Raw genomic sequence first — 13,377 nt, forward strand, 5'->3', positions numbered from 1 at the left:
GTGTTGGATGGACTCGAAGTAGAGTGCACTGCGGAGGTGCAGAATGCGGATTCTTTACGTGGTCGCGACAGCCTTCGGCACAATGCTCCTGACTCTCTACTGCTTGCCGCGCTACGGGAAATGGTCCCTCTGGGTCATCTTCCCTGTCGGTTTGTTGTTCTTTCTTGGTGGTAAAGCATTGTTCGCGGCCCGCATCCGAAAGGATCCTCCAGCAGGAGAACCAGCCATGCCAGCCTCGGCCCAATCGCTCGATGGTCCGGCCACGATCGAAGATGCGCTCGCAAGGATTGCCATGGCCCTGAAAACAGGAGGGGGCCAGGCGGCGGAGGCCGAAGTCGACCGCCTCTGTGAACAGCGCGTCCAATGTCATGACTGCGGGAACGAGTTTCTGTTCAAGGACGGCCTCACCCTGGGCCAACCACTGGCCCATCGGGTCCCATCGCCTGTGGATCGGGAACGGCTGTTCGGATACACGGTCGAGTGCCCGGCATGTCAGAAGGGCGGGTTCGTCGGCAAGCCCATCGCATGAGCATCATTCCCGGTTGCGCAATGCGGCGTTTTCCCGCAGTTGGTCCGGGACAGGCGCTGTGTGCCACTTGGTCCCATCAATAATTCGACGTTGGGTCGACCCCACTATCCGCAGCGATTCCTTGATCCACCTGGCTTTCGCTTCCACACTGGAGGGTCGGGGTGGAAATGGCGCAGCGCGGCGTATTGGTGATTTCGGTGGAGCCGGGGAGCTTGGCCGAAGGCGCCGGGATCCGGGCCGGCGACACGCTGCTGGAGATCAACGGCGAAAAGGTGCTGGACCAGCTCAATTACCAATTCCTGATGAGCCAGAGGGACGACACGGAGCTGCGCCTGGAGCGGCCCGACAAGAGCATCTACCAGGTCTCCGCCGAGAACGGCGGCGACGGCATCGGCCTGGATCTCGCCCAGGACGAGGTGAAGATCTGCAAGCAGAACTGCGTGTTCTGCTTCGTGCATCAAATGCCCAAGGGCTACCGCAAGAGCCTCTACTTGAAGGACGAGGACATCCGCCTGTCCTTCCTCTACGGCCATTTCAGCACCCTTTCCAGCAGCGATGACGCGGAGCTTGCCCGCATCGTGCGGGAGCGGCTTTCGCCCATCCACGTATCGGTCCACTGCACGGATCCCGAGGTGCGCGTGAAGGTGGTGGGCAACCCGCGGGAAGGCGACATCCTGCGCAAGATCGACCGCCTGCTGGAGGGCGGCATTGACGTGCATACCCAGGCTGTCATCGCGCCGGGGCTCAATGACGAATGGGTGTGGGAAAAGACGCTCCGTGAATTGTGGGAGCGCCGAGCCTACCAGACCAATGGCCCGTGGGCGGGCAAGGGCGGCGTGCTGAGCCTTTCCTGCGTGCCTGTGGGGCTCACGGCCCACCGCGAGGGCCTGCCAGACGTGCAGAATGTGAGCGATGAATATGCGAAGGCCTGGGTGACGCGTTGGACGAAAGAAGCGCGGCGCTACGCGGACGCCAACGAAGGCGAACCCTGGCTCCTGTTGGCGGACGAGTGGTTCACGCGCGGAAAGGTCCAGGTGCCGGGGCGCGAATTCTACAGCCAGTCCTGGGCGCAGCTTGAGAATGGCGTCGGACTGGTCCGCAAATTCCTGGAACACACCCGGCGCTTCATCAAGAGCGATAAGGCGAAGCGGTTCCAAGGCCGCAAGGCGCTATTGCTCACGGGCTCCAGCTTCGCGCCCATCCTCAACCATGCGCTTGCGCAGTTGAACCGCGAAGTGGGCAGTCGGCTCCGGGCCGTGGCCGTGCGCAACAACGATTTCGGCGAAAGCGTCACTGTGGCGGGACTCTTGACTGGCCGCGACCTCATGTACGCCGCCCACGCGGATCGCGATGCCAAGGGCCCCGTGGAGGCCGTGGTGGTGCCCAGCGCCAGCCTGCGCACCCACACCGGCCCTACGGACCAGTACACGCTGCACGGCGTCAGCGTGTCACGGGTCGAAGGCACCTTCCTGGATGACATGACCCTGGACCAGTTGACAGCCGATCTGCAGACCCCGGTGGTGCCCAGCGGCGCCAACCTCTCGCAATTGCTGGACCACCTGGAGGCGGCCGAGCGGTCGGCCGGATTCAGCGGCAGGGATCTGCAAAAAGTCTTCCACCAGGCTGGCCTGAACCTCCCCCAGGGCGCCTACAACCCCTGAGGATCAGCGATCCAGTTCGCCTAAAGCCGATCCCCGCGAAGGGCCGCGAAATCGCTGCGCTCTTTAGCCAGGGCCGCGAAAAATCTGTTTGTCTCGTGCATCGGCCTGGCCGATACTGAGAGGAATACCCATGCCAAAGGCACCCTCGGCATCGATTCTCACAGCGCTCCAGTCTGGATCGAGATCGCTTAGTAGGGCCCTGGCCGTCAGTACGGCAAAAGAATTTTCGCGGCCCTTCCTCCTTTTCCCTTCGCGGCCCTTCGCGGGCTGAACGTTTGGATGCATTCCGGACGCTCAGCCCGGCCGCTTCATGGTCATGGCGATCTTGATGTCATCCTCGTGCCGTTTGTCGCCATCATGCGGTTCCGGGAGGTACCCAGGCGTGCTGCGCCGAGCCTCGTCTCCCGCCAGGCGGATCGAATCCAGGATCTCCGTGGTGCGGTGCATGGGCACGGCCCCATCCACCTTGAGCTGGACACGCCGGGCCAGCCTCGGCTGGCGCAGCACCTCCGGCACGAGGCGGGCCACGAGCTGCTCCGAAGTGACCGGCTCACCCTGGAAAGTGCAGCTCCCATTCCTGGCAATGGTGATGACGGGAAAGTTGGGGGACCTGGAACTCCCAGGCACGGTGGCCGGAACCGCCACGGGATGGTGCCGCCCGGTCATGGGGACCATCACGATGAAGACGATGAGCAGCACCAGCACGATGTCGATCAGGGGCGTGACGTTGATCTCGGCGACGCGCCGAACTTGGCTTGCAGCCTGCATTTGAGCCTCCTGGATGGGATGCCCAAGGCTGCGTCCATCGCCCGTCACGCGCCATCACGGCCCTGTGAAATGTTCGTCATGGATGGCGCGAAGGTCACGGGTAGATCATCCCGGCTGCCGGTTATCGATTGACGGGCTCAGGGCGGAAAAAAGACACTCGCAAAAGCCGGTAGAAAATACAGAAATCCACAGAGCGGTGCCTTTTCTCTGCGGCCCTCGATTTCTTCCGCTTGCTTCTGCGAATGTCTGTTTTGCGTCCTGAACGAAAAAGCCCCGCGGAAGCGGGGCGATTTTCTTGAATGGCCGGTGCCTTGGAATCAGGCGCGGCGCTTGATCGAAATAGACACTTTAATGTCCCCGCCATCGGTTCCATCCGCGAATTTCTTCACGGATTCGACCTTGAGCCGGTCACCGGCGAGGCGGATCTGGTCCATGGCGTCAACAGCTTTTCCGAAAGGCATCTCCTCATCGACTTTCAGGTAGACCTTCCGGGAATTGCGCTCCTGCAGCCCTGCGGCCGCCTGGATCTTGTCCGCCAGCTCATCGAGCTTGATCTTATCGCTCTGCAGCATGTAGTTCCCCTCCTTGTCGATGGAAACGACCAGGGGCGGATTCAAGGGCTGTGTCGTGGGGGGAGGCGCCACGACCACCTGGGGCACCGTGACGTTCTGGGCCTTGGTGAGGCCCGGCACCATGACGATGAACACGATCAGCAGCACCAGCACGATGTCGATGAGCGGGGTGACGTTGATATCGGATTTGGCTTGGCCTTTTGGTCCACCAGCGTCCATTACTTACCCCCTTCCTTGTTTTCTTTGCTCTCTTTTTCCTCGGCCGTGACGATGGACGCCTCGTCGGCCCCGCCCTCGCGGCAGGCCTGGAAGAGCTTGTCCACGGCCGCGTAGGGAAGATTGCGGTCCGCCTTCACGAAGACCCGGCGGTATGAAAGCGCGGAGGTGCTCTTGGTCACGTAATCCACCAGAAGCTGCCTTGAAGCCGCGTCGTTGATCTTGAAGACGGTGTCCTTGGCCGCGGAGTCATCGATGATGATGTTGCCCGGGCCGTAGTCGCCAGCCGCATCCTTCTTGGCCTGGAACGTGATCTGCAGGTACTTCTCGCCTGTGTTCTTCTCCACCTTTGGGCTGTGCTTGGCGAGCGGCAGGCTGACGCTGTCGTTCACCGCCGGCGTGATCACGATGAAGATGATCAACAGCACGAGCACGATGTCCACCAAGGGAGTGACGTTGATGTCGGATTTGACACCACCCTTCTTGCCACCTACATCCATGGTGACCTCCTTTTTTGAAGGGGCGCGGGAGGTTCAGACCCCCGCGCCCCGGGGTTGAGGTGGATGGATCAGGCCTGGCTCTCGCGGCGGATGAACTCGTCGATCATCTGGGATGCGGAGTTGTTGATGTGGGTGATGACCTGGTCCTGCTTGTTGGTCAGCAGGTTGTACATCCACACGGCCGGGATGGCGACGATGAGGCCCAGCGCAGTGGTGGCCAGGGCCTCGCCGATGGAACCGGCCAGGGCATTGATGTCGCCGGCGCCCTTGGTCTTCAGGTCGCTGAAGACCTTGATGATGCCGATGACGGTTCCCAGAAGGCCGATGAAGGGGGACAGCGCGCCGATGGTGGCCAGCGAGTTCATGCCCTTCTTGAGCAGTTCGTGGACTTCCGCGGTGCCGCGGGTGATGGCGCGCTCGACGGGCTGGATCACGTCGTGGTTGGAGTTCATGGCCTTAAGCTGCTTCTCGTACTGGAAGATGTCCAGGCCGTGCTTGAGCACCAGGGCGACATGGCTCTTGTTGTGGGTGGTGGCGGCGCGCTTGGCGGCCTCGAAGTCGCCGCGGCGGAGGGTGTCCATGAAGAGCTTGAGGAACTTGTCCGAAGCCGAGTTGCTCTGGCGGTACATCACGGCCCGCTCGATGGCGGTGTAGATCTGCAGGGCCAGCAGGAGGAACAGGATCACGATGATGACCTTGTTCGGGAAGGAGGCCGAGGCCCAGATGTCGGCGGGGCCGAAGCCACCTGCGTGGGCGGTTTCTTGGAGGCCGAAATTCAGGAAGTTGAGGAGGTTCATGGTCATCCCTTCGAGGTGGGTTGGATGGAAGGAGGATTACTAGTTTGGACTAGTGGTTGAGGGAGCTTCGGAGGCCGGTTTGGATTCGGCCTTCGCAGGGGTTGCTTCGGGTGTCTGGGTGGTTTGATTGGTCTTGGCCTCGTCCGGCTTGTTCACGCCGTCGAGCATCGGAAGCGCCGCTTCCCCCGTGGGAGCGGAGATCGGCGCCGGGGCTGGCCTGCGGCCGCCCGTAAGGACCAGGATGGCCACCACCAAGGCGGTGGCGAGGCTGGTTCCGAAGAGGATCGTGCGTCGGGCGGGTGTGTTGTTCATGGTCGCTTTATTTGAATTCAACAATTGGCTAACGGAGGCGGAAGACGATGTTCAACTTGAAACGGCTGAACTGCGCGACGCCGTTTTCCTTCTGGGGCTCGAACTTCCACTGCATGGCGTAGTCTTCTGCGGCCTTGCGGAGCTGGATGGGGCCTTCTTTCGCCACAGCCTCGTTGGGAGTGCCATCGGGCTTGATGGTTATCTCCACTACGACCGTTCCCTGGATCTTCGCCATCTTCGCCAAGGGCGGGTACTGGAGGATGGGTGGCTGGTACCTGACCTTCACGGAGCTGAAGTCCACCTCCATGACCTTGCCGGTGCCGCCCACGACGCCGCCGACCACACCGCCGACCACACCGCCGACCACACCGCCGGCTTGGCCCACGACCTGGCCGACCGTGCCGCTCACCTTGGAAGACCGATCTTCCTTCGGCAACTCCTTCGGAGTGTCAGGCACGACATCGAGCTTGGGATCCACCGGCTTTTCCTCTTTGGCTTCAGCCTTGGAGACGATCACGGCCGGAGGAGGAGGAGGAGGAGGAGGCGGAGGAGGAGGAGGCGCGTCCTCGGGGTCCAGCATCACGTCGGCGATGGACTTCTTGATGGCCTGCCCCGCTTTGGTCTGGGAAGCCAGATAGACCGCCCCACCACCGAAGAAAGCGTAGGTGACAAGGGTTAGGGGGATGGTCACCAGCGGGCTGGCTCGCTGGACTTCGGAATGGCCAGCGGACAGCGATGATTTGTAGACCGCATCCTCCAGCGTCTCCGGCTTGGCAGCCGGGGTGGACGCAGGTTTGGAATCTTTGCTCATGCGGCTCCCTGAAAAGGTCCCGAGTGAAAAGGAATGAAGCCGGATCCGCTGAAAAAGCAGATTCGGCTTCGTTTGAGAAGGATAAAGATCTGGGGCAGGCCCGAAGGCTAAGATGACAACTGGAGTTCTTCCCGTCAAGGGCGAAATTCTTCGGAATTCCGCGCCACTGTTACATCTGGCGATTGTTCAATTCTCATGACATGAGCCGCCCCGAACGTCACAAACTCGTGACTTTGGCGGTTCCACCCAAAGGTTGTGTCACCGCTATGTCACAAAGTGCGAATTTCACTTTTTCCATTGAAGCGCCTTCCGCGTCCGTCACCCGGTCGAAACCTCGGGCTGGAAGATTCCAGACGTCCCATGGCGAGGTCCTCACCCCGGCCTTCATGCCTGTGGGCACCCAGGGAACGGTGAAAAGCATCACGCCTGCGCAGCTCCGCGACATCGGGCCGCAGGTGATTCTCGGCAACACCTACCACCTGGGTCTGAGGCCCGGAGATGAGCTGGTGGCGCGGCTTGGCGGACTGCACCGATTCATGGGCTGGGATGGACCGATCCTGACGGACAGCGGCGGTTTTCAGGTTTTTTCGCTCTCCTCCATGAGGAAAATCAACGAGGAGGGCGTCGCCTTTCAAAGCCATATCGACGGGTCCAGCCATTTCCTCAGCCCCGAACGCGCCATGGAGATTCAAGCAAATCTGGGCTCCGACATCGTCATGGCCCTGGACGAATGCCCGCCGGGCGGCATGGAGCGTGGACCGCTGGAACTGAGCATGGCGCGCACCACCCGTTGGCTCCGCCGCTGCAGGGACTTTCCGCTTGGGGCGCATCAAGGCCTTTTCGCCATCAACCAGGGCAGCACCCACCTGGATCTGCGGCGGGATCACCTGCAGCAGATCCTGGAAATAGATGCCGACGCGCCCTTCCAGGGCTTCGCCGTGGGAGGGCTCAGCGTCGGCGAGCCCAAAATGGCGATGAATGAGACGCTCTCGGAGTTCGTCCATGAGCTTCCCGCGGACCGGCCCCGGTATCTCATGGGCGTGGGCACCCCGGAAGACCTGCTCTTCGGCATCGAGCAGGGCGTGGACCTCTTCGATTGCGTCCTGCCCACCCGCGAAGCCCGGCATGGCAGGCTGCTCACGTCCCGGGGCCGCCTCAACATCAAGAATGCGCGCCACCGCGAGGCGGACATCCCCGTGGATCCGGACTGCGGCTGCTACACCTGCCGCACTTTCTCCAGGGCCTACCTGCATCATCTTTTCAGGGCCGGGGAGCTGCTGGCATTCACGCTCAACACGATCCACAACCTGAGCTACACTGTAGGGCTCACCCGCGCCGCACGCCTGGCCCTGCTGGACGGCCGATTCCCGGCCTTTGCGTCCGCGGCGCGGGAGAGATGGATCACAGAGGAGCCCTGATGTTTGAATTCGCCCTGCTTCAAGCCGCCGCCGGAGGCACTCCCCCGGCCTACATGCAGTTCCTGTTGTTCGGCGGCATGGCCGCGCTTTTCTACTTCCTTCTGATCCGGCCCCAGCAGAAGGCCCGCAAGGAGATGGAAGCCCGCCTCTCCAAGCTGAAGTCAGGCGACGAAGTGATCCTGAGCTCCGGCCTCTACGCCACCATCGACCGGGTCGAAGAAAAGGTCCTCTGGCTGAAGCTGGGCAGCGTCACCGTGAAGGCCAAGCGCCACGCGGTGGTGGCCCTGGCCTCGGAGCCGGATTCCAAGTCGGATTCGCCGAGTTGATTCCACGCGCCGGATCCGGACGCTTTGTCCCTGGACCCGCGCCCCTCGTACCGATTCGCGCCTTCAAGCCAGACGCCTGTTTAAAGGAATTCAACCCGTGAGCAAACGGTCCCTCATCCGCCTAGTCACAACGCTGCTCATCTGCGCGGCCTGCGGCTATTTCTTCATCCCCCTCTCCAAGGTCCGCCTCGGCCTGGATCTCCGCGGCGGCGTGCACTTCGAGTTGGAAGTCCAGGGCCATGAGGCCCTGGAAGCGGACCTGCGCGACACCAGGGACAGAATTTCGGAGCGGGTCCAGGAAAAATCCATCGCAGGCATCACCGTGAAGTCCGACACGACCTCGGTCCGGGTGGACGGCATCTCCCCGGAAAATCAGGCGGCCGTCACCAAGATCCTGGCCGCTTTCGGCGGCTATTCCATCGCCGAGCAGGGCGCCGCGCGGATCCTCACCCAGAAGGACCTCCACCAGAAGGCCTTGAAGGACGACGCCAACGCGCGCGCGCAGCAGATCATCGAAAACCGCATCAACCAGTTCGGAGTGGCGGAACCGGAGATCACTCCCAGCGGCGCCGAAGGCAACCGGATCATCGTGGAGCTGCCGGGCGTGGGCGAAGCCGAACGCGAACGCATCAAGGGCCTGCTCTCGACGCCGGGGCGCTTGGAAGTCCGCTTCCTCTCCAAGAAGCAGCCCAACCAGATCCCCGTGAAGACCGAAGCCGAGGCGCTCGCGGCGCTAGGCGGGCAGTTGCCCGAGGGCACGGAATTGTTCCCGGAGCTCGAAGAAGAGCCCGCGGTGGTCACCAATCAGATGAAAGCCGCCATCCGCGCCGCCAAGCCCGGAGAGAAGAAGGCCGACAACGTCCGGCAATGGGTGCTGCTGGAGAGCAAGGTCTACTACGAGGGCAGCGCCATCACCGACGCGAGCCGTTCCCAGGACCAGTTCAATTCCAACACCGTCAACTTCACCCTTAATCGCGATGGCGCCGAAGCCAACGCCAAACTCACCGAAATCGCCTCGAACGAAAACCGCCAGTTCGCCTTCCTGCTGGACCGCAAGGTGATCAGCGTCCTGCGCTCGGAACAGAAGATCATCGGCAGCGGCGTGGAGATCAAGGGCAACTTCACCCAGACGCAGGCCGACGACCTCGCCTTGAAACTCAAGAGCGGCTCGCTGCGGGCCTCCATGAAGTTCCTGGAAGAGCAGTCCATGGGCCCCAGCCTCGGCGCGGACTCCATCAAGCACGGCATCACCGCGGCCGTCATCGGCTTCGGCGCGATCATCATCTTCATGGTGCTCTGGTACAAGTGGTCCGGCCTGAACGCCATCGTGGCGCTCACCGTGAACCTCATCGTGATGCTCGGGCTGCTGGGGTCCTTCCAGGCCACGATCACGCTGCCGGGCATCGCCGGATTCGCCCTCACGCTGGGCATCGCCGTGGACGCCAACATCCTGATATTCGAGCGCATCAGGGAAGAACTGGATAACGGGCGGAGCGTGGCCGGCGCCATCCAGCTGGGCTTCGACAAGGTGTTCTGGACCATCGTGGACAGCCACGTGACCCAGCTCTTCGCCGCCCTCCTGCTCTTCATCTTCGGCACGGGCCCGGTGAAGGGCTTCGCCGTGTCCCTGACCGTCGGCGTGGTGGCCTCGCTCTTCACCTCGATCTACGTGAGCCGCTTCATCTATGACTGGATCCTCGAGCGGCATCCAGGCACCAAGACTCTTTCGGTCTAAGCGGCCGGCACCTCTCGGGATAAACAATGCACATATTCAAAAAGCTTCCCCACTTCGACTTCATGAAATGGAAGGGCGTGGCCCTCACCATCTCCTGGAGCATCATCGTCATCTGTTTCCTGCTGGCCAGGCCCTGGAGCAGCAACAGCCGCGTGAAGGTGGGCATGCAGTTCACCGGCGGCATCGACATGATGGTGCGGTTCACCATTCCCATGGGAGCCGACCAGATCCGCACCGCGCTCCAGCAGGGTGGCATCCACGATGCGGCCCTGGTGAACTACTCGGCGCCGGCGGGCACCGAGGACTACTCCATCAAGGTGAAGGCGAAAAAAGGCCAGGACTCCAAGGACTCCACCCTCCAGATCAACAAGATCGTGGATGTGCTCAAGAAGCTGGATCCCCAGAGCAAGACCGATCCCCGCCATGACCTCAACACTGAATCGGCCCTTGCCCTCTCGGGAAAGTGGTACGACGCGAACCTGCTGGGACTGAAGGGGGACGAGCAGTCGAAGCGCGCCACCTACGATGGATGGGCCGGGAAAGTGACCGAAGCCAGGGACATCAAGGGCTCGATTTCGAATTACAACGAGTTGCCGGCCGACCTGCCCGCTCCGCTGAAAGAGATGCTCCAAAAAGAATTCCGGCTGGGCCACGTGACCCTGCGCAGGTTCGAGAGCTTCTCCCCTTCGATCTCCGGGGAGTGGACCAACAAGACCCTGACCGCGGTGTTCTGGGCCAGCGTGGCGATCCTGTTCTATGTCATGTTCCGCTTCACCATGAGCTTTGCCGTGGGCGGCATCATCGCGCTGCTCCACGATATCCTCATGGCGCTCGGACTGTTCGTGCTGTTCGGCTATGAATTCTCGGTGCCCGTGGTGGCCAGCTTCCTCATCCTGATGGGCTATTCCATGGCCGACACCATCGTGGTGTTCGACCGCATCCGGGAAAACAGCCACAAGCCCGAATACCGCCGCGTGCCCGTCACAAAGCTGATCAACGACTCCATCAATCAGACACTTTCACGAACGATCCTGACCTCCCTGTCAGTGCTCTTCGTGGCCTTCTGCCTGTTGGTCTTCGGCGGCCCGGCGCTCCGCGACCTGAGCTTCCCCATCTTCGTGGGCGTCATCACCGGCACCTATTCGTCCATCTACATCGCGTCGCCTGTGGTGGTGTATTGGGACAGGTTCTTCGGCGGCAAAGACAAGCTCAAGCAGCACGCATAGGGCGAAGCTGAATTGAATGATTTTTAACCGCGAAAGACGCGAAATCACGCGAATGTTTTTTCGCGACTTTCGCGGTTCCTGGTTGAACTCGATCTGAATATCAGCTTTCGAAACTGAGCCACCCGGCCCTGCCCGGCACGTCGCGGCGGGTCATTTCCTTCGCGGGCGGATGGGCGGCTTTCAGTTCCGGGAGCCAGTCGGCGTGGGTGCGGGCGCGCACGTCGCGGTCCCGCAGGCCTTGCAGGAACGCGTCGAAGGCGCCATGCAGCATGCCGCCTTCCACTTCGGTGTGCAGCGCATAGACGTTCAGGGCGTCTTCCCGGATCAGGGACCAGACCCGTTCGTTCACTGCCCGCTCGCCCATGCCATCAAGTCCATAGAGTTCGTCCAGCGTCGGCAGCGTCGTGGGAATCTGCAGCGTCGCCAGGGTCCTGCCCTTCACGATGGGATAGAAGGGCGCGAGGCCGCGGCAGTCCCCGGCATAGTCGAGCCCATAGCGCTCCTGCAGTTCCAGCGTGGTGTCGTTGCTGCGCCAGGCCGGGCTCACCGCGCCCTTGGCCTTGCATCCGAAAACGGATTCAAAGGCCTGGTGGCTGCGTTCGTACCAGTCTTGCAACCACTCCCTGGATTTCCGGTCCAGCAGGTCGTGGTACTGCACGTGGTCCCAGGCGTGGATGCCCACTTCGTGTCCGGCTTCCCGCGCGGACCGCATCTGCTCCGCGGCACGTTTGTGAATGATCGGAGCCGGAAGCAGGACACCGTACATGAGGGTTTTCAGGCCGTACATCTGAGGCGCCTTGGTGCGGCGCATTTTTGCCAGGAAGCCTTTGCGGAAGATCCGGCGAAGGGCTTTCCCGCTGTTGTCCGGCCCGAAACTGAAGTAGAAGCTCGCCTGCATCCGGTGCTTTTCCAACAAGCGCAGCAGCGTGGGAATCCCCTTGAGGGAACCCTCCAGAGTGTCCACATCCACGCGCAGGGAAATGGTTTTCAATGTCTACCTCAATCCAGTTCCTCGGGCTCCCGCAGGCTCTGGGAACGGTCTGTGCGCCGATCCTGGATGAAGCGGCGCAAATCCTCCTGACCCTCGCCAGGCTGCCCCCAGAACACCACGCCGGCCCGCGTCGGAAGCGAATCGCCTTCCATGTGCATCAGGTGGCGGATCTCGCCGTGGCAGCTGAACACCGCGCCCCCGGGCAGGGTGGTCCGCACCTGGACCTTCTGCCTCAAAGGCAGGTTCGCCGAGGCGGGGAGCGCGAGGCCCATCCCGGTTTCGGTGAGGTTCAGCACTTTCACTTCCCAGGTCTGATCGAGGGCCGTCAAGGTGCCGTGCAGCGGAGCCTGGTCCGCCGAGGCCATGCGCATGTCCCGGCGCCGCTTCAGCTCAATGCCCCGGGTGGGCCAGGCGATGCGGAGGACCGGGGGAAACATCGTGTCGCCTTCGGCCGCCACCAACGGAGCCAGCACCGGGCTATCCAGGGACACCACCTGGTCGCCCAGGATGATGGATAGCGTCACCATGGTGCCTTCCACCGGCAGTTGGTCGCGCCGCTTGGCGCCCATCAGGTGCATGGCGATCCCCGGTTCGAGGCCCGCCAGGCGCAGATCCCCCAGCATGCGGTTGGTGCCCATGGCGCGCAGGCTCAAGGAGGCCTTCAGGTCTTTGGCCTCCCGGAGCATCGTTTCCAGCTCTTCATCGCTCGGGAAAATCGGATCGCTCATTTCTGACCTCTTTGGCTTGTGGATGCCTTAAACAATCGCTAGATTCCGTAGCCCAGCCGTTCCGCCAAGTGCGCGTGGAGTCCCGCCTGGCGGATGGCCCGGGCCGCGCCCCGGTGGTCATAGTCCAGCCGGTGCAGCCGCAGGCGGCGTTTGGACGGGTCGAAGGTCATGAAGGAAAGGCGCGGATCCCGGTCCCTCGGCTGCCCCACGGAACCCGGATTCACCAGGTAGCGACAGCCCTTGCGGAGGCTGAACCACTCGCCTTCCTGGAAGGTGATCCAAGTAAGCTGGTGGGCCTCCTCATCCAATTCGAAACTGCCCGGCAGATGCGTATGGCCAAAAAAACAAAGCTGCCCATCAAAGCAATCAAAGGCCATGAGGGCGTCCCGGGGATGCAGGAGGTAGGCGTCCTCGTCCAGGGGGGACCCGTGGGCCAGCACATAGTCCTCGCCCACCGCCAGAGGTCCCACAGGAAGGGATTCCAGAAAGTGCAGGTTCTCCCGGGAAAGCCGTTCCTGGGTCCATTCCGCCGAGCCCCGGGCCGGGCCGCTGAAGGCGAGGGCCGGTTCCAGCCCGGCGCAGACCTTGTCGTGGTTTCCCCGCACGCCGATGCGCGGCTTGAGTTCCCGGACCAGTTCCAGCACTTGGTTGGGCTGCGCGCCATAGCCCACCAGGTCGCCCAGGATCGCGAACCGGCTCACCGCCCGCCGCTTGGCATAGCGCAGCACCACCCGCAGCGCGTGCAGGTTGGAGTGAAGGTCGGAAAGGATGATGTCCATGGGCAGGT

Annotated in this window: 15 protein-coding genes; 6 read left to right on the forward strand and 9 right to left on the reverse strand. The window is 62.4% G+C overall.

The features are described from left to right. The first annotated feature begins 43 nt into the window (after positions 1-43). Together IPQ13_06985 and IPQ13_06990 are read left to right on the forward strand one after the other, a co-directional pair. Positions 44-529: a hypothetical protein gene (locus IPQ13_06985; GenBank protein ID MBL0210642.1), complete on the forward strand. Its 486-nt coding sequence runs from the start codon at positions 44-46 to the stop codon at positions 527-529. Positions 530-696: 167 nt separating this feature from the next. Beyond that, on the forward strand, positions 697-2,190 hold the full coding sequence (locus tag IPQ13_06990) for a DUF512 domain-containing protein (protein ID MBL0210643.1): 1,494 nt from the start codon (positions 697-699) through the stop codon (positions 2,188-2,190). A 294-nt stretch (positions 2,191-2,484) separates the two neighbouring features. Here the strand turns inward: IPQ13_06990 and IPQ13_06995 are convergent, their stop codons facing one another. The 6 genes from IPQ13_06995 to IPQ13_07020 form a co-directional block, all read right to left on the reverse strand. Further along, positions 2,485-2,958, reverse strand: coding sequence for a biopolymer transporter ExbD (locus tag IPQ13_06995; GenBank protein ID MBL0210644.1), 474 nt, complete (start codon positions 2,956-2,958; stop codon positions 2,485-2,487). A 317-nt stretch (positions 2,959-3,275) separates the two neighbouring features. Beyond that, positions 3,276-3,749 (reverse strand): biopolymer transporter ExbD, encoded by a 474-nt coding sequence (locus IPQ13_07000; GenBank protein ID MBL0210645.1) that lies wholly within the window; start codon positions 3,747-3,749, stop codon positions 3,276-3,278. Beyond that, positions 3,749-4,246 carry a biopolymer transporter ExbD gene (locus IPQ13_07005; GenBank protein MBL0210646.1) on the reverse strand — a complete coding sequence of 166 codons (498 nt, stop codon included), beginning with the start codon at positions 4,244-4,246 and terminating at the stop codon, positions 3,749-3,751. The genes IPQ13_07000 and IPQ13_07005 overlap by 1 nt, the downstream gene beginning before the upstream one ends. 68 nt (positions 4,247-4,314) lie before the next feature. Continuing rightward, positions 4,315-5,043 carry a MotA/TolQ/ExbB proton channel family protein gene (locus IPQ13_07010; GenBank protein MBL0210647.1) on the reverse strand — a complete coding sequence of 243 codons (729 nt, stop codon included), beginning with the start codon at positions 5,041-5,043 and terminating at the stop codon, positions 4,315-4,317. Between the two features lie 39 nt (positions 5,044-5,082). Continuing rightward, a complete protein-coding gene (locus IPQ13_07015) occupies positions 5,083-5,355 on the reverse strand; it encodes a hypothetical protein (GenBank protein MBL0210648.1) in 273 nt (90 codons plus the stop codon). 28 nt (positions 5,356-5,383) lie between these two features. Then, complete coding sequence (locus tag IPQ13_07020; GenBank protein ID MBL0210649.1) at positions 5,384-6,166, reverse strand: TonB family protein; 783 nt, start codon at positions 6,164-6,166, stop codon at positions 5,384-5,386. A gap of 266 nt (positions 6,167-6,432) precedes the next feature. Between IPQ13_07020 and tgt the strand changes: the two genes are divergently transcribed. From tgt to secF, 4 genes are all read left to right on the forward strand, one after another. Further along, positions 6,433-7,584, forward strand: a complete 1,152-nt coding sequence (gene tgt / locus IPQ13_07025; GenBank protein ID MBL0210650.1) for a tRNA guanosine(34) transglycosylase Tgt — start codon at positions 6,433-6,435, stop codon at positions 7,582-7,584. After that, positions 7,584-7,910: a preprotein translocase subunit YajC gene (gene yajC, locus IPQ13_07030; protein ID MBL0210651.1), complete on the forward strand. Its 327-nt coding sequence runs from the start codon at positions 7,584-7,586 to the stop codon at positions 7,908-7,910. The genes tgt and yajC overlap by 1 nt, the downstream gene beginning before the upstream one ends. 97 nt (positions 7,911-8,007) lie before the next feature. Then, positions 8,008-9,645, forward strand: coding sequence for a protein translocase subunit SecD (gene secD / locus IPQ13_07035; protein ID MBL0210652.1), 1,638 nt, complete (start codon positions 8,008-8,010; stop codon positions 9,643-9,645). Between the two features lie 26 nt (positions 9,646-9,671). After that, positions 9,672-10,871, forward strand: a complete 1,200-nt coding sequence (gene secF, locus IPQ13_07040; protein ID MBL0210653.1) for a protein translocase subunit SecF — start codon at positions 9,672-9,674, stop codon at positions 10,869-10,871. Between the two features lie 100 nt (positions 10,872-10,971). On the opposite strand, the gene IPQ13_07045 is transcribed toward secF, so the two are convergent. Genes IPQ13_07045 through IPQ13_07055 form a run of 3 tightly spaced genes read right to left on the reverse strand, consistent with a single transcriptional unit; the run spans position 10,972 to position 13,369 of the window. Beyond that, positions 10,972-11,862: a 4-deoxy-4-formamido-L-arabinose-phosphoundecaprenol deformylase gene (locus IPQ13_07045; protein MBL0210654.1), complete on the reverse strand. Its 891-nt coding sequence runs from the start codon at positions 11,860-11,862 to the stop codon at positions 10,972-10,974. An 8-nt stretch (positions 11,863-11,870) separates the two neighbouring features. Continuing rightward, the gene (locus IPQ13_07050; GenBank protein ID MBL0210655.1) at positions 11,871-12,590 is read right to left on the reverse strand and encodes a PilZ domain-containing protein; all 720 of its coding nucleotides are present in this window, start codon (positions 12,588-12,590) and stop codon (positions 11,871-11,873) included. 38 nt (positions 12,591-12,628) lie between these two features. Further along, positions 12,629-13,369: a metallophosphoesterase family protein gene (locus IPQ13_07055; GenBank protein MBL0210656.1), complete on the reverse strand. Its 741-nt coding sequence runs from the start codon at positions 13,367-13,369 to the stop codon at positions 12,629-12,631. Between the last annotated feature and the right edge of the window lie 8 nt (positions 13,370-13,377).

This window comes from Holophagaceae bacterium (genome assembly GCA_016720465.1).
Taxonomy (GTDB): domain Bacteria; phylum Acidobacteriota; class Holophagae; order Holophagales; family Holophagaceae; genus JANXPB01.